At 53.9% G+C, this 19,839-nt stretch carries 14 protein-coding genes and 1 riboswitch; of the genes, 9 read left to right on the top strand and 5 right to left on the bottom strand.

The window, feature by feature from the left end; genetic code table 11:
- Window positions 1-98: 98 nt before the first annotated feature.
- From LQV63_RS07715 to LQV63_RS07685, 7 genes are all read left to right on the top strand, one after another.
- Window positions 99-1,967: a class I mannose-6-phosphate isomerase gene (locus LQV63_RS07715; RefSeq protein ID WP_233696268.1), complete on the top strand. Its 1,869-nt coding sequence runs from the start codon at window positions 99-101 to the stop codon at window positions 1,965-1,967.
- Between the two features lie 3 nt (window positions 1,968-1,970).
- Window positions 1,971-3,008 (top strand): ROK family protein, encoded by a 1,038-nt coding sequence (locus tag LQV63_RS07710; RefSeq protein WP_233696267.1) that lies wholly within the window; start codon window positions 1,971-1,973, stop codon window positions 3,006-3,008.
- A 76-nt stretch (window positions 3,009-3,084) separates the two neighbouring features.
- Window positions 3,085-5,589, top strand: a complete 2,505-nt coding sequence (locus tag LQV63_RS07705; RefSeq protein WP_233696266.1) for a glycoside hydrolase family 38 N-terminal domain-containing protein — start codon at window positions 3,085-3,087, stop codon at window positions 5,587-5,589.
- A 90-nt stretch (window positions 5,590-5,679) separates the two neighbouring features.
- A riboswitch (TPP riboswitch) is annotated at window positions 5,680-5,786 on the top strand.
- 130 nt (window positions 5,787-5,916) lie between these two features.
- Window positions 5,917-6,519, top strand: coding sequence for a Ykof family thiamine-binding protein (locus tag LQV63_RS07700; RefSeq protein ID WP_233696265.1), 603 nt, complete (start codon window positions 5,917-5,919; stop codon window positions 6,517-6,519).
- A 54-nt stretch (window positions 6,520-6,573) separates the two neighbouring features.
- Window positions 6,574-7,140, top strand: coding sequence for an ECF transporter S component (locus tag LQV63_RS07695; RefSeq protein WP_019420950.1), 567 nt, complete (start codon window positions 6,574-6,576; stop codon window positions 7,138-7,140).
- A 1-nt stretch (window position 7,141) separates the two neighbouring features.
- Window positions 7,142-8,968 carry an ABC transporter ATP-binding protein gene (locus LQV63_RS07690; RefSeq protein WP_233696264.1) on the top strand — a complete coding sequence of 609 codons (1,827 nt, stop codon included), beginning with the start codon at window positions 7,142-7,144 and terminating at the stop codon, window positions 8,966-8,968.
- Window positions 8,965-9,750, top strand: a complete 786-nt coding sequence (locus LQV63_RS07685) for an energy-coupling factor transporter transmembrane component T family protein (RefSeq protein WP_233696263.1) — start codon at window positions 8,965-8,967, stop codon at window positions 9,748-9,750. Before LQV63_RS07690 ends, LQV63_RS07685 begins: the two co-directional genes overlap by 4 nt.
- A 431-nt stretch (window positions 9,751-10,181) precedes the next feature.
- On the opposite strand, the gene budA is transcribed toward LQV63_RS07685, so the two are convergent.
- Window positions 10,182-11,012 (bottom strand): acetolactate decarboxylase, encoded by an 831-nt coding sequence (gene budA, locus LQV63_RS07680; RefSeq protein ID WP_267933945.1) that lies wholly within the window; start codon window positions 11,010-11,012, stop codon window positions 10,182-10,184.
- Window positions 11,013-11,034: 22 nt separating this feature from the next.
- Complete coding sequence (alsS, locus tag LQV63_RS07675; protein WP_233696262.1) at window positions 11,035-12,723, bottom strand: acetolactate synthase AlsS; 1,689 nt, start codon at window positions 12,721-12,723, stop codon at window positions 11,035-11,037.
- A 229-nt stretch (window positions 12,724-12,952) separates the two neighbouring features.
- Between alsS and LQV63_RS07670 the strand changes: the two genes are divergently transcribed.
- Window positions 12,953-14,044 carry a M24 family metallopeptidase gene (locus LQV63_RS07670; protein WP_233696261.1) on the top strand — a complete coding sequence of 364 codons (1,092 nt, stop codon included), beginning with the start codon at window positions 12,953-12,955 and terminating at the stop codon, window positions 14,042-14,044.
- 357 nt (window positions 14,045-14,401) lie between these two features.
- On the opposite strand, the gene LQV63_RS31340 is transcribed toward LQV63_RS07670, so the two are convergent.
- Window positions 14,402-14,536 (bottom strand): hypothetical protein, encoded by a 135-nt coding sequence (locus LQV63_RS31340; RefSeq protein ID WP_267933944.1) that lies wholly within the window; start codon window positions 14,534-14,536, stop codon window positions 14,402-14,404.
- 919 nt (window positions 14,537-15,455) lie between these two features.
- Between LQV63_RS31340 and LQV63_RS07665 the strand changes: the two genes are divergently transcribed.
- Window positions 15,456-15,635, top strand: a complete 180-nt coding sequence (locus LQV63_RS07665; RefSeq protein ID WP_233696260.1) for a hypothetical protein — start codon at window positions 15,456-15,458, stop codon at window positions 15,633-15,635.
- Window positions 15,636-15,673: 38 nt separating this feature from the next.
- Here the strand turns inward: LQV63_RS07665 and LQV63_RS07660 are convergent, their stop codons facing one another.
- Window positions 15,674-18,391, bottom strand: coding sequence for an alpha-mannosidase (locus LQV63_RS07660; protein ID WP_233696259.1), 2,718 nt, complete (start codon window positions 18,389-18,391; stop codon window positions 15,674-15,676).
- A gap of 26 nt (window positions 18,392-18,417) precedes the next feature.
- Window positions 18,418-19,701 (bottom strand): glycoside hydrolase family 125 protein, encoded by a 1,284-nt coding sequence (locus LQV63_RS07655; RefSeq protein ID WP_019420960.1) that lies wholly within the window; start codon window positions 19,699-19,701, stop codon window positions 18,418-18,420.
- Window positions 19,702-19,839 lie beyond the last annotated feature (138 nt).

The following is a 19,839-nucleotide window of genomic DNA, read 5'->3' as shown; positions in this document are numbered from 1 at the left end:
AGCCTTCCCTTCTTTCATTACAATGGGGGCATAAGCGAACCGGAGAGCGATTACCTCTCCCTACGCAATGACCTGCGATAGAATGGAGGGCTTGCTTCATGTTCAACAAATACCCGCATAATGTGATTCATTCGTCCGTATCCTGTGAAGGCGACCGTCCGTTGGCGTGGATGCCGCAAGGACTTGAGCATGGTACAGAACCGATAGCGGAAGCGATTATGTCCGCCTTAAATAATTCGAATCAAGATAAGCTAGTCGTTGCCTTAGACAGCACGCATGGCGCAAATATGCGATTTGTAATTGCGCGCATTGTCGAGCGCCTAGATAGAGAACAGGTGTCCGCTCACGTCTACAGCACCACGAGCTTGATGCACAGCGGCGACACGCTGCGCCGCCAATTCCACCGCTATATTACCGACAACCGCGCTTTTGGCTATATGGCGTCGGATGCGGACGTTGGCGATTACTTTATGACCGATGCGAAAGAACGCTTCGCAGCCGCTGTGGAAGCCGATTCTGCGGTGCATTCGCACCGCTCTGACGCTTCTCGCAAGCAGATCATCCTGCTGTTCGGCCCAGGGGCGCTATGGATCGTTCAACCAAACGTTCACTTGTCCTTCTTCTTCGACGTATCCCGTGAGTATCAGCAGCTTGAGCACCGCAAAAACCTGTGCAACCTTGGCATGTCATGGAATCGGGATCATGTGGAAACATATAAAATCTGCCTGTTCCTCGAATGGCCGGTCTGGGAGACCTATCGGAAGCGGAACTTGGAGCGCTTTGACTATTATGTAGACATGAACAAGCCGAAGGAGCCCGTCGTTACGACGACAGCCGGCTTGCGCCGCATGCTGGAGCAAGTTGCCGCACAGCCGCTGCGAGTTAAGCCGTTTTTTGCGCCGGGCGTGTGGGGCGGCCAGTATTTGAAGGAGCTGTGCGACCTGCCGCAGGACTGGGTGAACTGCGCATGGAGCTTCGAGCCGATCGCACCGGAAAATTCAATGCTGATCCAGTATGAAGGCCGCATGATCGAGGTGCCTTTCACGCTGCTAATGACCTATGAATATAACCGCGTAATGGGAGAACGGCCGGTTGCGCTGTTCGGCGACTATTTCCCGGTCCGCTTCGACTATTTGGACACGATTGACGGCAGCAACCTGTCGTGTCAGGTCCATCCGAAGCAGGAATATGTAGAAGTGAACTTTAACGAGCATATGACACAGCAAGAATCCTACTACATTATGGAGCTGAAGGATGGCGCTAAAGTGTATCTCGGCCTGACCGGCCGCAGCACTCCGGACAGCTTCTTCGGTGCCGTTCGTGAAGCTCAGGAGACGGGTGTGCCGATGCCGTTCACGGATTATGTGAATGAGTTCGATGCCAAAAAAGGCGATTTGTTCCTCATTCCTCCTGGAACGGTTCACTGCTCTGGCGAAGGCAACCTCGTGCTTGAGGTATCCTCCACGACGTGGTGGTTTACGTTCAAAATATACGACTATTTGCGCAAGGACTTAGACGGCAAACCGCGCCCGATTAGCATTGAGCATGCCGAGCATAATGTCGACTTCGACAAAAATACGGATTGGGTCAAGCGCCATCTGATGTCCGAGCCGCAGCTGCTCGGTGAGCAAGGCGCCAACCAAGAGTATTTGCTCGGACAACATGACGATCTGCTGTTCTGCGTCAAGCAGGTTCATCTCTTCGACCGCTGGGAAGACGATACGAAGGGCGAGTTCGTCATGTACAATCTCGTCGAGGGCGAGCGCGTACGCCTCGTGCCGTTGGATAACGAAGCGAAGGCCGTGGAATTCGGCTACGCGGAAGCGTATATTGTGCCGGCCAGCGTCGGCCGCTACCGCCTCGAGAACGCCGGCGGCACTCCGTGCAAGCTCGTGAAGGCGGGCGTGGCGTCCAACTGGTCGACGCCGCTGCTGCCGCACGGCTGGCGCACAGGCGAGGAGGCCTGAGCGATGCGCGGCCCATCCTCGGCTGCGCACTGCGGCTCAGCGATAGCGCCGCAAGCGGTGACGCTGGCGCTGGACGCCGGCGGCACGGCGCTGAAGGCGGCCGTCGTCGCAGGCGGGCGCCTCGTGCCGAACGTGAGCGGCCAGTGGCCGTCGCGTTCGGAGGGCGACGCCGCCAGCATCGTGGCGGGCTTCGCCGACGCCTGTCGCGAGCTGCTTGGCGCTTACGCGGCCGCAGGCCCGGCTCGGCCTGAGGCGCCGATGCGCATCGGCTTCGCCTTCCCCGGGCCGTTCGACTACGAAGCGGGCGTGTCGCGCCTGCAGGGCCTGGGCAAGTACGACCGCCTCTATGGCGTCAACGTACGCGACGCGCTCCGCGCCGAGTTCTCCCGCCGAGCGGCGTCCGGCGAAGCATGGGCGGCCCCTCTGGCCAACGCCGACGTTCGCTTCGAGAACGACGCGACGCTGTTCGCACTTGGACTAAGCCGCCTGCACCCGCACGAGCGTCTCCTCTGCTTGACGCTCGGCACTGGGCTCGGCTCGGCCTTCATCGAGGCCGGTCGTCCCGTTGCGGGCCGCAGCGGTGTGCCAGACAGCGGCATGCTCTATGCCGAAGCGTATCGTGGCCGCCTCGTGGACGAGCAATTCGGCCGCCGCGGCATACTGGAGCTCGCTGAGCTCTTGGATGCGCGCCGCCCCGATCAGGATGTGTGCGACTTGGCGGAAGCAGCCCGCGGCGGAGATGCCGCTTCATTGCATGTCTTCCGCGAGTTCGGAACACGCTTTGCTGAGATGCTGTCGCCTTATATTCACGGCTTCCGCCCGCACCGGCTTATTCTGGGCGGACAAATTGCTAAGAGTGCCGATTTGTTCGCCGCAGAACTGAACGCGCTGCTGCAGCCATGCGAATGCGAGCTGCAGACGAACAATCAAGTGATGGAATATACGTATTTGGGTATCGATGCCCTGTTTCAAAGAGCACATGTGCCTTTCCATACGATTAACGATTTCCTTCAGGCCAGACGGCACGCCCGTCTTGGCTAGTAGACCCAGTGAAGTCCGGGGCAAGCATGATCACACCTCCCCTGACCTCCTATACCCATTAGAGGAGTGATTCACGATGAACTTGAACTTGGAACAATGTATTTCTCTTGCCGAGACACCCGCTCCGAAGCGGACTTGGACCATTTATGCCATCCACCATTCACATACGGATATCGGCTATACCGAGCGGCAGGAGCGGATCGAGCAATATCATGTCGACTTCATCCGCCAAGCGTTGAACATTGTACGCCAAGCCAAGGACGGAGCACAGCCGGAATGGCAGGGCTTCAAATGGACATGCGAAACGTTCTGGGCAGTCGAGCGTTTCCTTGAAAGCGCATCCGATGAGGAGCGCCAGCAATTCGCCGCTGCGGTCATAAGTGGTGACATCGAGCTGTCCGGCACCTATTTGAACATGACGGAGCTGCCGGATTACGATCTGCTGCGCAGCATACACGGCAAGGCGCAAGCTTACGCCAGATCGATTGGCCATACGATTGATTCTGCCATGACCGCCGACATTAACGGGTATGGCTGGGGTTATGCCGATAGCTTGCTATCCAACGGCATCAAGCACTTATTCAGCTGCATTCATACCCATCATGGCATGTTCGCGCTCGGCCGCAAGCAGACACCATTTTGGTGGGAAGCGCCAAGCGGAGCACGGCTTCTCGTCTGGAACGGCGAGCATTATATGTTCGGCAACGAGCTCGGGCTGTGCCCGAATGCGCTCGGCAAATATATGATTCAGGACGAGTTCGACAATCAGCTTATTGATGCGCACCATGACGACATTGCGCGCATCCGCCTGCATCGCTACGTGTGCAAGCTGGAAGAAGAGCGTTATCCATACGATTTCGTTCCCGTCATGCTGTCTGGCTTAGGCACGGATAACGCAGCACCGAACGGCCGCATTATGGAATTCATCCGCAAATGGAACGAGCAATACGGGGATACGATTCGCATCGAAATGACAACGCTGAGCGGCTTCTTTGCCCGCCTTAAGCAGGAGGATGTCAACGCGATTCCGGTATACCGCGGCGACTGGCCGGATTGGTGGTCGGACGGCGTCGGCTCGACGGCGATGCATACCCAGCTGTTCCGTGATTCGCAACGAACGCTGCGCCAAGTGAAGCGGCTTGATCCGGATGGACAGACCGTGACGGCCGACGAAATTGCCGCGGCGGAGCAAGCGCTCGTCATGTACGCCGAGCATACATGGGGCTATCATTCTTCCATCGCCGAGCCGTGGCATCCGAACGTGCAGCTGCTCGAAGTGCGCAAGCAGGCCTATGCTGCGGAAGCGAGCCGCTTGGCTCACCGGGCGCTGGATAAGACACTCTTAGCTCAAGGCGCTTCCACGCTGTATCCGGAGCGTCCATTCCGCTACCGCGTCGTCAATACGGAACCAGCGCCGGCGAATAAGCTCGTCACGTTGTCGATAGACGGCTGGGAGCCCGCCTTATTCCAGAATGGGTTGGAAGTGGTGAATGAAGCCACCGGCCAAGTCATGCCGCACCAGCTCCCACATCCTCAGGCAGTCATCGTCGAGGTGCAGTTGGCTGCAGGCGCTGAGTGCACGCTTCTCATCCGTCCGCAGGACGGCACAGGCCTGGCAGCCGGTTATATGACTTCCAGCACGAAGCTGGTCGGCAGCGATCGCGTGTATGATATGGAAGATCTGTTGGAGGATTCATCCGCGCACGATCCAGTCATCATCTCGCAGCACAGTGTCGAATCGCCCTTCATCCGTATCGAGTGGAGAGAGGACAGCGGCATCGTGTTATGGCGGAACAAGGAGACAGGAGCGGATCTGCTTCATCAAAACCGTGCATACGGCGCTTTCACCCCAATCTATGAGGTGACGCCAGCTGCAGACGCCACGAATCAGAGTCAGGTCTGGTCGGTGCGCAGCCGCATGGGCCGCAACCGCAAGGGTCTGCATGTTGAGCGTTCTGCCGGACGTCTCATCCGTGTCCGGCCGTTGGAGAACGGACCGCTCTACGCCACGGTCGAGCTATTGTATGAAGTGCCAGGCATGAGCTATTACGCCCTCTTCTTGAAGGTGTACGCGACGATGAACCGCGTTGACGTATCCGTTCGTCTGCACAAAGACAGCGTCTGGCTGCCAGAGAACGTCTATGTCGCGCTTCCGTTCACCAATGGCGATGCCACACAGGACACACTGTACGTTGAGAAGGCGGGCGCCGTCGTGCGGCCTTGGATCGACCAACTGCCTGGCACCTTGCTGGATTACATGTGCATTCAAGAAGGGCTGGCGTGGGTCAATGAAGCACAGTCCCGGACATTGCTCCTCGGCACGCCAGACACGCCGCTCGTACAGCTCGGCCCGCTCGACTACGGCCGCCGTCTTGTTCATACGCAGCAGCTGCAAGACGCCAAGCCGGAAACATACGCATGGCTGATGACTAACTATTGGGAAACCAACTTCAAAGCGACGCTTGGCGGATTTTATGAATTCCGCTACATGTTGGACGCGCGCGGCTCTGTGACATCGCCCGCACTGGGCGCGGAGCTGGGTTCGTTAGCGGGAGACTTTACCGTAGCCCGGATCCGATAATTGCTTCACGGCGCTTAATTATCCCTTTACATTCCAGCCGTCCGTTGTATAATGGAAGCGGCAATGCATATGAACAACTGCATAGTAATTTCGAAACACTAGGGGTGCTTGAACAGGCTGAGAGGCAGCGGCAACGCTGTTAACCCTTATAACCCGAACTAGATAATACTAGCGTGGGGAAGTGTAGTCGACTGATAGATATAGACTGTGGCTTCATCACGTATGGAGACTAGACGTTATCTCAAATCGAAACTGCACTTACTCATGGTGCAGTTTTTTTGTCGTTCTGCTAGCCAAAATATAACCGCAACAAGAGAGGAGTTTATTATGAATACTGCATCTTGCGGATCAAGCCGCATTGTCGGCTGCCGGTTCTCGATCTATCCGATGAGCGATCGGTTCACCGACATTATTATCGGGGCCTTACAGGAAACGAATATGTCCAAAGTCTGGTCCAAAACCGATGATGTCAGCACATGCGTGCGCGGACGGACAGAGCATGTCTTTGACGTTGTCCAGTCGATATTTTTGCATAGTGCGGCTAGTGGGGAACATGTCGTGCTGAATGCGACTTTTTCGATTGGCTGTCCGGGAGATTCTGAAGGGGATGTGTATTTGAGCGCAGACGACATCCGTCTGAATGCCGGACATAGCCAAGCCATCCAGATCGAGGTCGCTTCCCAATTCTCACTCTATCCACTCGGTTCTGCGAGCTACATGGATACGATTTACGATATTGTCGCGTTAGCGAAGGAAGAAGGCACCTTCGGCGGAAGCGCCCACTATGCGAGCCGTCTGGACGGAGACGCGCAGCGGGTATTCACTACATTGGAGCATGCATTTGTAAAAGCGCAAGCCTCCGACGCTTCACATGTCGTTATGACGGCGACAATTTCCGCCAACAGCCCATCGAAGAAAGAGCGCTCTTAGACGCGCGCAATACTTATGCATCGAGATAAATCGTGGTGAAAAGAGGAACTGTACATGAACAACCAATGGAAATTACGCGATATTATCGTGCTTAGCTCTTTATCCGTCGTATTCGCAGTTATTTATTTGCTTTTTTTGCAAGTGGGCAATGTGCTTGTTGGCTTCATGGGCCCGATGGGATACGAAGTTATATTCGGCATTTGGTTTATCGTATCGATTATCGCCGCCTATATTATTCGCAAACCCGGGGCAGCAGTCATCTCGGAGACCGTTGCTGGTGTCGTGGAAGTTCTCATCGGCAACGCCGTAGGGCCGATATTGATCGTGTCCGCCCTCATTCAAGGCTTGGGAGCGGAAGCCGTGTTTGCCGCTTCGCGCTACCGCAGCTATTCGACAAAGGTCCTTATGGTTGCCGGCGTCGGTTCCGCCGTATTCAGCTTTATTTGGGGTTATTTTCGCAGCGGGTTCGGGGCCTACTCCCTCGGTCTCGTCATTGCCATGCTCGTGGTGCGCTGCATTAGCGGAGCACTCATCTCAGGCCTTCTCGGCAAATGGATCGCGGATGCATTGGCGAAGACCGGCGTCCTGCGAAGCTTCCCGATAGCGAAGGAGCGCAAGTAAGATGACGGCTGGGCAGCTTCTTGCAACAGGCCGCAGTCATTCGGCTTCCGTTCCAGCAGGGGACGATCAGCACGACAGCAGGAAAGCAATTATGGCGGAAGGGCTGGCTCTCGCTTTCGAAGAGCACGACGCGCCCGTTCTTGCCAATATCGACGCTGCAGTTCACGATGGCGAGACCGTGCTGCTGCTCGGTCCGAGCGGATGCGGCAAAAGCTCGCTCGCCTTCTGTCTTACTGGACTGTATCCCTATGCAATCGACAGCCACGTGGAGGGGCGCGTGAGCATATACGGCAAGCCGCTGGCAGACTATGAATCGGGAGACATCGCACAGCTCATCGGCATCGTTTTTCAAGATTTCGAAAGTCAGTTCTGCATGCTGCGGGTGGAAGAGGAAATCGCCTTCTGTCTCGAAAATTGGAATTGCCCTCGCGCGGACATGGACCATATCATACGCGAAGTGCTTGATAAAGTAGGTTTGAACGATTGGCGCCATGCATTCATCCACGAGTTGTCCGGAGGAATGAAACAGAAGCTGGCCCTCGCCTGCGCACTGGCTCTTCGCACGCGGATGCTCGTGCTGGACGAACCGACGTCGAATCTCGATCCGTATGCGAGACGCCAGTTCGCCAATCTCGTGACTGAGCTCGCGCTCAAGGAAGGTCTTACATTGCTTATTATCGAGCACCAGCTCGATGATTGGATTGGCATAGCGAATCGCCTGCTCGTCATGGATGCGGACGGAACAATCGTCTACGACGGACTGCCCGCTCCATATTTCAAGCATCACGTTGCCGAGGCCAAGGCGCATGGCATTTGGCTCCCTCGCGCGCTTGAGCTGCAGCAGGCGTTAGCGGAGGATTTGTCGATGGTCGGAAAGGCAACTGACGTGTCCTCAAGGGATTTTGCCGACATCGCTGAAGACGCAGACGATCCGCCACTGACGGAGCAGCAGCTGCTTGCCAAGCTGTCATCCCTTCCCCGCGACGCTCAAGCGACGGCGCTAAGCCTATTAACACCACTGAAGACGAAGCGGTCATATACCGAAGACCGCGTCTTCCTTCAAGCGCACGAACTCGTATTTCGCCGAAAAGGGCGCGCCGTCATCGATGGTGTCTCTCTTACGCTGCGCGCCGGAGAATGGGTGGCGCTTGTCGGGCCGAACGGGGCTGGAAAATCCACGCTCGCCTCGCTTCTGTCCGGGCTAACTCAGCCAGATGAGGGGAACATCCTGTTGCAGGGCATTCACCTTCATCGTTACGCTGAACGGGAGCTGAGAGCGTTCATCGGGTACGTGTTTCAAAATCCGGAGCATCAGTTCATTGCAGATACGGTGCGCGACGAGCTTGCGTTCGGCCTGCGGCGGCAAGGCATCAGCGAAGAGGATGTTCAAAGCCAGGTCACCGACACGTTGACACGCTTCCGCCTGACTAAAATAGCGGATGCCAATCCGTTCGCGCTGAGCCAAGGGCAAAAACGGCGTCTCAGCGTAGCAGCTGTCCTGACCGACAGCCAGCAGCTGCTCATGTGCGACGAGCCAACATACGGCCAAGACGCCTACGCCTCGAAGCAGCTGATGGACATGCTCCATTCACGGGTGCAAGCCGGTTCGGCTGTTCTTATGATTACGCATGATATGGAATGGGTTGAAGCGTATGCCGACCGTGTCATCGTCTTGTCCGAGGGACAGATTCGCTATGATGGATCTCCGGCCTCCTTATGGACGGAACATGCTTCTCTGTTGGAGGCCAATCATCTGCGAATGCCGATGAATTATTCGGTAGCCGGGCGGCTCCGCACTCAACTTGCGGAAGGCGGTGAACGGAGATGATGCTGCGGGATTGGAATCCGAGCATCAAGGGACTGGCGATCATTCTTGCCGTCATTCTGTTGTCACTCACCTTTGATCCGGTAACGCCACTCTTGGCGCTCGCCTTTACCATCCTGTTCACCTTCGGATTGGGGCGGGTACCTTGGCGCAAATGGCTATTGGGCTTTGCTCCCTTTCTTATCATGGGCTTTGGTTACGTCTGGACGGCACTTCTATTTCCGCGTTCAGCCGATCCCGCTGCAAGTGCTGTGCTCTGGCAGTGGGGCTCGTTCATTGTGATAGAAGCAACCTTCCATCAAGCCTTATCTCTAGGCCTGAGAGTGCTAATTTTCTCCGCGCTGTCGCTAATTTTCATACTGACGACCGACCCTGTCCGCTTCATGCTGAGCCTGATGCAGCAATGCAAGCTGTCTCCGAAATGGGCGTACGGCATACTGGCTGGCTATCGCTTCCTTCCGTTCTTCAAGGAAGAGCTGCGCATTCTTCAGCACGCCCACCGCATGCGCGGCGTCGAACGCGAACGGGGCTGGAAGAACAAGCTGCGCGCTTGGAAGCGATATGCCATTCCGCTGCTTGCCTCCGCAATCCGCAAGTCAGAACGTGTGGCAGCTGCTATGATTTCCAAAGGCTTCAGCGGACGGCGCGATCGCACCTACTACACGGAGCTGCGCGTCACTTGGAAGGATTGGCTCTTATTAGCACTGCTGCTCGGCGGGATCACGCTATGCTATTACCTGTCGTGGAAGCTCGGGTATACACAGTGGTATCGAGGACAATTGTGACAAGATGCTGCAGATTGGCCTGTTTTTTTAAAGTTCCATAATGAAGTGTTCGAACTTGGGGGAGGTGAGAGCTTGGTGGCCCATCTCCCTCATGTTCATCCTCTTATGCTCATTCTCCCCTTGAATCAGAAAAGACTTCATATAGATGAGGACCAACCTGCGTTATCCACGTTAAACGTTATCCATTTCTATTTCCGCATCCAGTTCCACACTTATTTCCACGTGCATTTCCACATCCATATCTATTTCCTATACTCCCTGTCTCTTTGGGAGATCGTTGCTAAGGACCGATATACCAAGCCATGTTGCGATAAAAAAAGGTCCAAACGGGCTCCATGCTCTCCCATTCAGACCTTCTTGGCGAAGTTAACCCGCCTGCACTCTCCATTTTGAAAAGGCAAGACGGTTCAATAGAAATGAATAACGGAAATTTACCGGGAAGTCCCGCCTTCTGCAAGCTCGATCTCACCCGCCACATCGCGGCCTGTTAGATCAGCGTTCATAAAACCCGATGTTTCCGGAAAATGAAGATGCAGCTCCGCTGGCTTGCCAATCTGGATCGTTCCGCTAAGCAGCGTAAAATCTAGTACATGTCCGCCGCCTGTGCGGTTATCATCCACAAAATGCAGATGGTAGCCTGCTACAGACAAGCCTTGGGCGAATTCCGGCATTCTAAATCCGGCCATCGTGCCCTCGACTTGATTAAGTGTAAATACCGGCTGGGATTTTGTTGCTTCGACCAACGTCGGGTACGGACGCTTCTGCTTAGTGACCGTACGCGTCACCACCTGTTCGAATTGTCCATCCATGCGCAGCGCATAGAATAAGTTTTCACTCGGGAGGAAGCTGTCAATTAGCGTTTCAAGCTCCATGCGGTTCAACGGGCGATCGATGGCGAACGTCGTCTCCGGCTGAAAATAGGTCACCGAAGCGAACGGCGTCATTTCCTCCGCATGAACCGAATTGACGCTCCCATCATGTCGAAGGTGATAAAATTCCCCATCGAACGCGATTAATTCCCCGTCTAACTCATCAAATGTACCAAGGCCGAAGTCTCCGTGCCGAGCCAATTCCTTCATCGTCATGCTTCCTTCGTAGACACCATCCAACAAGGCGCTCATCGTGGACGTCTGAAAGATGGTGACGGGCTCTAAATCACCCCGTCGCGCTGCATGGCCGGCAAGGGGCTTATTGTTTGCTGCGTAATCTTGCAGTTTTTTTATGTCTTGTAGGTCTTGCATTGGTTGTAATATGGCTTTCATGATATTATGCCCTCCTTGCTTTTTAATGGAATTGGTCCGGCAAAAGCATATTGCCCAAGGCGATGTTGTCACTGTAATCGACCGGAATATCGATGATGACAGGCCCTTCCGCCGCTAGCGCCCGCTGCAGCGTTGGCACCAAGTCATCCGGATCCGTAACACGATAGCCCTGTGCCCAATAGCTTTCGGCGAACTGCACCATATCCGGCTGACCGAAGTTCACGCCGGCGGTGCGTCCGTATTTCATCTGCTGCTGGAAGGCGACCATGTCGTACGTGCCATCGTTCCATACGAGATGCACAATAGGCAATTTCAGCCGTACAGCCGTTTCCAGCTCCATGGCGGAAAAGAGGAAGCCTCCGTCGCCCGATACCGAGACGACCTTCTCGCCGGGGCGCACCAGCGCTGCCGCTATCGCCCATGGCAGCGCGACACCGAGCGTCTGCATCCCGTTGCTGAACAGCAGGCGGCGCGGCTCATAAGAGCGGAAGTAGCGCGCCATCCAGATGTAGTGCGAGCCGACGTCGCACGTTACCGTCACCTTATCATCAATCACACGGCGCAGGCCGTGTATAATTTGCAGCGGGTGCAGCAATCCTTCCTGCACATGCTCCGGAGGCTCACAAGCTTCCAATAGCTTGGCTTGCAAGGAATCACACAGTCTGGAAGCTTCCGGCGTGCGCTGCAGGCCAGACAAGTGCTTCGTTAATTCCTGTATCGTCCGTTCAATGCTGCCGAGCAGCTCTAAGTCTGGTTGGTAATCATGGTCAATATCAGCTTGGACCTCATCCAAATGAATAATGTGGCGCAGGCCATCACTATTCCAGAACTTCGGATCATATTCGACTGGGTCATAGCCTACCGTCAGAACGACGTCGGCTTGCGCCAGCAGATCGTCACCAGGCTGATTGCGGAACAATCCGATCCGTCCAAAAAAGTGGCTTTCCAGCTCGCGCGAAATGGCCCCCGCCGCCTGGAACGTCTCTACAACCGGTAAATTCGTATGTAAGATCAATTCACGGATCGCATAGGTCGCTTCCGGTGTGCTAGCTCTCATACCGAGCAAAATGACTGGAATGCTCGCTCCGCGCAGTGCTTCGGCTGCTGCCCGAATCCCTTCGGAAGGAGCAGCCCCCAGCTTCGGTGAAGGAAGCGGACCGATAGCCGACACTTCGACCGGACTCGTAATGACGTCCTGCGGCAAGCTGACGAGCGCTGCACCTGGGCGCGGCGACGTCGCTGCCCGGAATGCATTCGTGAGCACTTCGGGCAAATTGTCTGGATGCTGTACTTCGACGCTGTATTTCGTCACCGGCTGGAACAATGCCGCGTTATCCATCGATTGGTGTGTCCGCTTCAACCGATCCGCACGCGATACCGCCCCGCTCAAGGCCACGACGGGGTCCCCTTCTGCCGTAGCGGTAACGAGCCCGGTGGCCAGATTGGAAGCGCCCGGCCCCGAAGTGACGAGGCATACGCCCGGCTTGCCTGTTAGGCGGCCGACTGCAGCAGCCATGAACGCGGCATTCTGTTCGTGGCGGCACACAATCAAAGAAGGGCCTTGATCTACTAGTGCATCGAACACACTGTCTACCTTAGCCCCCGGAATGCCAAATATGTGAGAGACGCCTTGCCGCTTGAGACATTCGACGACGATGTCTGCCCCGCGGCTTACGACTGGATGTTGTGGTTGTTCTTTCGATGTGTTCATGTCGTTCACCCTTTCCATGTCCACTTTATCTGCTCAGACTGCATAACGAATATATACTAATGAAATAAACGTATTAATACAGACTGAAACACAATGCGTAAAAATCAATTAAAATAATCAGTCTGTATTATATATAATACTCCTTTTTTCCGTTTTGTCCATTCGCAATTTCCAACCGTTCGTGGTATCTTCGATTTAACAGTAGATATGTATGAAAGGATGAATCGAGATGAACGAAAAGTGGAACTCACTAATGAAGTCAATGGAAAAGGAATCACTTACTGCACTGCTCATTACCGATCCGAAGCATGTGTACTATTTGACTGGGTTTGCCTGTGATCCGCATGAGCGCTTTCTTGGCCTCGTCATAACGCAGCATGAGGAACCGGCACTGATTGTGCCTTCTCTCGACGGAGATAAAGCGGCCTCCACTTCCTCTGTGAAGCGGATCGCAACCCACACAGATACAGATAACCCCTACGATGTGCTGAAGCAGCATCTGCCGCATGGCCTTCCGCTTCTCGGCATCGAGAAAAATCATATGTCCTTGCAGCGTTTTGAAACGTTAGACCATGCCGTGCAGGCGCAGCGATACGCGGATGCTGGCCCAATTCTGCAAAGCATGCGGCTTATCAAGTCGGAAGAGGAGCTCGCGCAGATGAAGGAAGCAGTAAACCTCATCGAAGACGTGCTCCGTCAATGTGTAAGCCAGGTAAAAACAGGCATGACCGAAATCGAAGTCGTGGCGGAATTGGAATACTTGATGAAAAAGCTCGGTTCCGATGGCCCTTCCTTCAGCACGATGGTGCTTGCCGGAGAAAATGCCGCACTGCCGCACGGCATTCCGGGTACACGCAAAATTCAAGAGGGCGAGCTGCTGCTGTTCGACCTGGGCGTATACTTGAACGGCTATGCTTCCGATATAACACGCACGTTTGCCGTCGGTGAAGTAAATGCGACGTGTAAAGAGATTTATGACACAGTGCTTGCCGCGAACGAAACAGCAATCGCAGCCGTGAAGCCGGGTGTCACGTTCGGCAGCCTGGATCGGACAGCCCGTCAGGTCATCACAGAGAAGGGCTACGGCCAATACTTTACACACCGTCTCGGACATGGTCTCGGCATCGATGTTCATGAGTATCCGTCCATACACAGCCAGAACGATGACCTCCTCCAATCGGGCATGACCTTTACGATTGAGCCGGGCATCTACGTTCCTCAGGTGGCAGGCGTGCGCATCGAAGACGATGTTGCTGTCACCGAGACAGGTGTTACAGTGCTGACCTCTTATCCGAAAGAACTGACCGTTATCGGCGTATAAGTCAAATAAGCGGCATTCATCTTTGCCCCCCTTCCATTTCATAAAGATTTCACTAGTGAAAATGGAATTGAAATACAATCAATACTTATTTACAATAAAATCCGAAGACATACGCCGTCCATTGGGACGATAACGCTCGACCATACATCGCCCTTTCGGGCTACTGACCCCTATTCGGGAATGCGAAGCCTTCGCCTTTTCGACAGGGGTCTATTTTTTCGTTGTGACACAGCCAGCCGAGAGGAGTTCTATCAACATGAAGATGTTGAAAGCAAATGACCGCGAATCGGCGCACTGCATCTGGAAGCGTTATCCCCCTGCTTTATAGTAAGCTATATCGGCGATTATGCCGCCACCTCAATATGGGGCGCTCATCGTTCGCAATATATTGCTTGCTTCCCCGATGTGACGCTGCCGACGATACTGAAATTCGTCTTCGCCGCCGTCTTGTTCGGCCTCGCGAGCCGCGGCGGAACGGACACCGTTCGCCATTGCGATTGACACTAGCAGCTAGCGCAATCGGTATGGCTGCTTGGACGGAACTTCCGCTGATTGCTGCTTATAAAGCAAAGGCGAGGACTCGTTTCATCCTCACCTTTACTTCGTTCTCCCCTTCCATCAGGAGGCGGTATTCACGATGACGAGGCATGACGCTGCCAAGTGAATCACCGATGACTCTTCATGATTTACGAAATGTTCCAAGCATTATGGCGCGTTCAGACGGAGGGAGATTTGCTTCAACCTCACCTTCGCCTCATTCTCCCCTTCCGTCAGAAAGGCGGTACGCTCCTATGACGACGCTAAATGCCCGCTGCCAAGTGAACTGTGCCTTCATGAGCGGTCGCTTCACGGCACAGTGTTTATACAAAACGGGATGTGCCTATGACGCTATCCTACCTGATTGTATGGGAGAGTGATTATAAGGGTCATCGAACCAATGCCCGACATCATGTTTCTTGGCTCAAAACAAACATTTATGTTTCAGTTCATCTCTCATCCTATGAAAGATACTCATTTGCAGGGGGATAATGGGTTGCTGTCATTCTGAATGAAGGGGAGAGTGAGGCAATGGATGAAACGGACAATACAAGAAAGGGGCTGGCTGTCCCAAAAGGTCTGAATCTGAATGACCTGAAGGACAGTTCCCGTTTTAGCTGAAGGACGAGATGAATCTCTCTTGCCACTTGCTGCATTGGATTTCGTACAATGGAATGGCAGCGTTTATCTCTTTACGGTAAGTTTCATTGGAATTCATGCAGTGGCTTGACTCTCTTTCCGCAGCAACAGCTGAAAAGCAGCCAGATCCACTGCACAAAATACAGTCTACATGCCGTTTAGTCGCCTAAATCGTACATTCCACTGTATATTTTCCAATGGGGCTTGTTTCCGCAAGAAAGTTGAGTTGCCCTGTATGGCGATACAAGCAGCGGACGCGAGTTGCTCTGTGTGCGTTACTAACAGCGAGTGCGCGATCGCTCTGCGTGCGCTGAAAGCAGCGGGTGCGGGACAAGCTTTAAAGTATGCTCTGCGCTCAACGTCTGGGCGGGGCGGGACGCAGCCGACAAAACGCAAAATGGTGAAGCAGAAATAGTCTCTGCCCCACCATCTTTTTCGTTTATAGATTTCTTTTTATTTCTTTATGCCAAGCGTGAAGATTTCCGCGCTGCCCAGCTGAATCGTTACGTCTTGGTTGTTCGCGGACGCAATGCTGTCGCCCGTGTGCTCCAAGATGTTGCTGCGGTAGAAGTCTGTCGCCGCTTCTGGCAGACGGACGTTCAATGTCTTGCCTTCGTGCGCGATGTTGAACCAACGGCCGACCATGTCGCCTGACTCTTCCGCCATCTTAATCGAGGAGAAAGCCACGCCTTCGCCTTCCCATGCCAAGAATGCATGGTTCGCTGGGAGACGTCCTTCGTGAACGTCCACTTGGCGAACGATCCAAGGTACTTGGAACGAATGTGCTTCAGCATGCACGCCCGCAGCTACAGCATCACCCGCATGCGGAATAATCGCATATTCCGCCGTATGCGTGCCAATGCACTGCGCTTCCGGCGTAGGGAAGTAACCCCAGTCGCCCAACTCGCCTGAAGAGCGGAGCAATGTGACGCCAATCGTATTTTTATTGTCTTGCGACACTTCGTATTCGAACAAGCCTTTGTTCGCTACCGTCAAGCCTAGCTTGCCGTCGCTAACGCTGACGAACGTGTGTTGGTGCTGATCATTGCTCGGATTCTCCCACTCTTGTGCCGGCACGTTGTTGCGGCGCGCCACTTCGAAGATCGATTCCGCCAAGTGCGTTTCAGCTGTGAAGCCGCTTGGGAACAATGCTCTGACGCGGTGGTCTTTGGACTGGTTGTCCATTGTCACATGCACGTCCACGCGCTTTGCCCCGCGATCCAGCGTGTACCGCGTTACGATGCGAAAAGGCACCATGTCGGTCGAACGCTGTGCCTTCCGTCTCGGGAAGTCGACGATGTCGAGCTGCTCTTGCTTCAGCGTCTCGTCGGCGGAAACCGGAATGCTCCAATGATGCGTGACCTCGATAACCGAACGGAACGGCGTATTTTCGACGACATTGCGCTCTGCCTTCAGTCCTGCCGTCGTCAACGGCTTCGAGCCTTCCGGCATGCGGAACATGTACTCGTTGCCGATATCGCCCGCATCTTCATACACGTTCAATCCCGCATACATATGTCCGGTCTCTTTGTCCGTCAATGTAAGCGATCCGTCCTCGGCCACTTCCGCTTTCAAACGATCGTTCTCCAACGTAAATTCGCCGGTAACAAGGCCTGCAGATTGTTCTTTCGCAGCTCCTGGCACCCATGCGAGCGTCTGATATCCGAATGCCGGAATATCTTTCGCCTGCAAACGCACGTTGATGGAACGCGCCATGTATGGTTGACGGAATTTGTCCTTCGGCAAGTCATAACCGAAGGTAACGCCCGCATCTTCCCATTGGCAATCCAGCACGTTGCCGTCCGCATCGACGACTGCGCCCGGAACGATCGGCTCCTGCTTCATTTCCGCAGCCAATTTCGTCGGATGCCCTTCGCGGAAATAACGGCGCGACAGCTCGAGCTTCACTTCCACGATACCGCTGCGGTCATAGCCCGCCGTGTTGAACACGGTGAACGGTACCATGTCTTTGCCGCTATATACAGTCGTATCGATTTGCTTAAGCAAGCTATCGACCGTTTCATTAATAATCATTTCTGTCATATGCTTCGACTTCTCGAAGCGTGTAACCATCTCACGGTGCACTTCGTCCACGCTGCAGCCGCAGATGCTGTCGTGCGGATGGTTCTGCATCAGTGTCTTCCATGCATACACGAACAGGTGATGAGGATAAGGCTTGCCTGCTTGATGCGCAAACGCAGCGAGCGGCTCTGCCACTTTCTCCAGCAGCGTCTGATTCTCGGCGTTCATCTGCTTCAGATAGACGCGGGAAGAAGCCGTATTGACGAGTGTATACCAGCCGTCCGTACGTTGGCTGCGCAGTTCGCCTTGAATCGTCTGCAGGTTCTCCGGCAACTCTTGCTTCAGCTCATCTACATAGTCGTTGAAGTTAGAGTGAACGAAGTCAACGTCCGGGAACAGCTTCTTCGCCACTTCGATCGCTTGGGACAAATCAGTCTGAATCGGCTGGTGGTCGCAACCATTCATGAACAGCAGATGGTTCGTCGACGCGAATTTCTCTGCATTTTCAATATGTTTTTCCCAATAAGCGACTGCTTGCTTCTCTTCTACAGGAACTTCCATGCCGTTGCAGTACCAGTTCGCGAACAAAATACCGATGACACGCGATCCGTCTGGGGATTGCCAGATCATTTCGGAGAACGGAGACTCATAAGCCGCATCCTCAGACACTTGGTTGTTGAAGCCAGTCGGCTTCACGCCGCGGCCGAATACAGCCACGTCAATCTTGGCTTGCTTCAGCATTTGCGGAGCTTGTCCCATATTGCCGAATGAATCCGGGAAATAGCCTACCTTGGAAATGTGTCCGCCGTAATGAGCGCAGTCACGATGCCCGATCTGCAGGTTGCGCACGTTCGCTTCACTGCTCGTCAGGAACTCGTCCTGCAGAATGTACCACGGACCGATATGAATGCGGCCTTCATGGATATACTTTTCCAGCTTGCCTTTCATTTCCGGGCGAACTTGCAAATAGTCCTCCAGCATAATCGTCTGGCCGTCCAAATGGAAGCTCTTGAAGCCTGGATCGTGCTCCAACGTGTCAAGCAATGTATCCATCAATTCAATCAGTAACGCATGATGATACTCATATGGCATGTACCATTCGCGGTCCCAGTGAGTGTGCGAGATAATGTGGGCTGTCTTTTTCGTCATGTTCAATCCCTCTCTTCCTCTAGATGTTATGCTTTCAACCAGTGTTCGCGATAAATCAGTTCAGAGAACAAGCTATTCGACCATGCAAACCATTCACGTGTGAATAGCGCTGGATCGTCGACATTAAAACCTTCGTGCATATATCCTGTATCGGCATCCGTCTCCGCAAGCAACGTCATTAACGAATCGATTTCTTCTTGGGAATTCGCCGTTAACCCTTGCATCGATAACGCAATGTGCCAGATGTAGCGTTCAGGCGTATGCGGGCTGCCGATGCCCTTCGCTTTTTTGCCGGCATAGAAGTACGGGTTCTCTTCGCTTAAAATAAAGCGGCGCGTATTTTGATAGATTGGATCGTCAGCCGTCGTATACCCGAGATACGGAATTGCGAGCAAGCTAGGTACGTTCGCATCATCCATCAGGTTAAAGTTACCGAAGCCGTCTGTTTCATATGCATAAATCTTGCCGTATTTCGGGTGGTGGAAGACGCCGTAATTTTGAATGCCATCCTCAATTTCTTCGTGCAAGGCACGCGCTTTTGCGGCAAACGGAGCATCTTGGTACACCGTTTCTGCGATTTCCTCCAAGTAACGCAGCACAACGACTGCGAACATGTTGGAAGGCACGAGATAACCGAATGTGCACGCGTCATCGCTTGGACGGAAGGCAGACCAGGTCATTCCCGTATAGTTAACCGGCATGCCCATGCCGTTGTTCTTCAACGTATCGGTTTTGCGGCAATCCATACGCTCGAAGCGGTATGGAGAGTGCTCGAAATGACGCTGCTCAGCCGTCCACAAGTCCATGATGATATAGGCGACCGTCTTGAATTCTCCGTCGAACAACGACGTATCCCCAGTCTCTTTCCAATAGAGATAGCTGAGCTGTAACGGATAGCACAAGGAATCGATTTCGTATTTGCGTTCCCATACCCAACCATTCAATTTCGTTTGGTCGCGGTGATGGATTTCGTCAAGCGGAATTTCTTCTTCATTAAAAGCATTGGCATACGGATCGATTTGAATGTACTTCAATTGTTTGCGTACCAGTCCAGCAATTACGCGGCGAACGTCAGCATCGTCTTTAGCAAGCGGCATGTACTGACGCACTTGAGCGCATGAATCACGCAGCCACATCGCCGGAATATCTCCGGTAAAGACATAGGACGTGCCGTCCTCATGCAATTTGGTCGTTGTTTGCAAGGTGTTCGGGAAGCAATTCAAGAACAGCTGCATCAATTTCGGGTTACCTGCCAATTTTGCCTTCGCTTCTTCCATCACGCGAAGCACGGCTTGCGGTAGACGTTCCATATCGGCTCTCTCCTTCTCCAATCCATCTGTGTGTTTTCTCTATAACAAATAAATCATTAAATATGTCAATCATATTGTATATAAGACATTGTGAAAATACAACTCATATAGTTCATGTTCAAAAAGGTCACTGAGCAA

The organism is Paenibacillus profundus (genome assembly GCF_021369635.1).
GTDB lineage: Bacteria > Bacillota > Bacilli > Paenibacillales > Paenibacillaceae > Paenibacillus_B > Paenibacillus_B profundus.
The sequence above is the reverse complement of the archived record's forward strand: the minus strand, read 5'-3'. Positions and strand labels throughout refer to the sequence as shown.

Excerpts from the sequence above, each read along its gene's own strand:
- LQV63_RS31340 (WP_267933944.1), bottom strand. The coding sequence starts at position 14,536 with ATGGCGAACGGTGTCCGTTCCGCCGCGGCTCGCGAGGCCGAACAAGAC.
- alsS (WP_233696262.1), bottom strand. The coding sequence starts at position 12,723 with ATGAACACATCGAAAGAACAACCACAACATCCAGTCGTAAGCCGCGGG.
- LQV63_RS07660 (WP_233696259.1), bottom strand. The coding sequence starts at position 18,391 with ATGACGAAAAAGACAGCCCACATTATCTCGCACACTCACTGGGACCGC.
- LQV63_RS07655 (WP_019420960.1), bottom strand. The coding sequence starts at position 19,701 with ATGGAACGTCTACCGCAAGCCGTGCTTCGCGTGATGGAAGAAGCGAAG.
- LQV63_RS07665 (WP_233696260.1), top strand. The coding sequence starts at position 15,456 with ATGGCGATACAAGCAGCGGACGCGAGTTGCTCTGTGTGCGTTACTAAC.
- LQV63_RS07670 (WP_233696261.1), top strand. The coding sequence starts at position 12,953 with ATGAACGAAAAGTGGAACTCACTAATGAAGTCAATGGAAAAGGAATCA.
- LQV63_RS07710 (WP_233696267.1), top strand. The coding sequence starts at position 1,971 with ATGCGCGGCCCATCCTCGGCTGCGCACTGCGGCTCAGCGATAGCGCCG.
- LQV63_RS07715 (WP_233696268.1), top strand. The coding sequence starts at position 99 with ATGTTCAACAAATACCCGCATAATGTGATTCATTCGTCCGTATCCTGT.
- LQV63_RS07685 (WP_233696263.1), top strand. The coding sequence starts at position 8,965 with ATGATGCTGCGGGATTGGAATCCGAGCATCAAGGGACTGGCGATCATT.
- LQV63_RS07690 (WP_233696264.1), top strand. The coding sequence starts at position 7,142 with ATGACGGCTGGGCAGCTTCTTGCAACAGGCCGCAGTCATTCGGCTTCC.
- LQV63_RS07695 (WP_019420950.1), top strand. The coding sequence starts at position 6,574 with ATGAACAACCAATGGAAATTACGCGATATTATCGTGCTTAGCTCTTTA.
- LQV63_RS07705 (WP_233696266.1), top strand. The coding sequence starts at position 3,085 with ATGAACTTGAACTTGGAACAATGTATTTCTCTTGCCGAGACACCCGCT.
- budA (WP_267933945.1), bottom strand. The coding sequence starts at position 11,012 with ATGAAAGCCATATTACAACCAATGCAAGACCTACAAGACATAAAAAAA.
- LQV63_RS07700 (WP_233696265.1), top strand. The coding sequence starts at position 5,917 with ATGAATACTGCATCTTGCGGATCAAGCCGCATTGTCGGCTGCCGGTTC.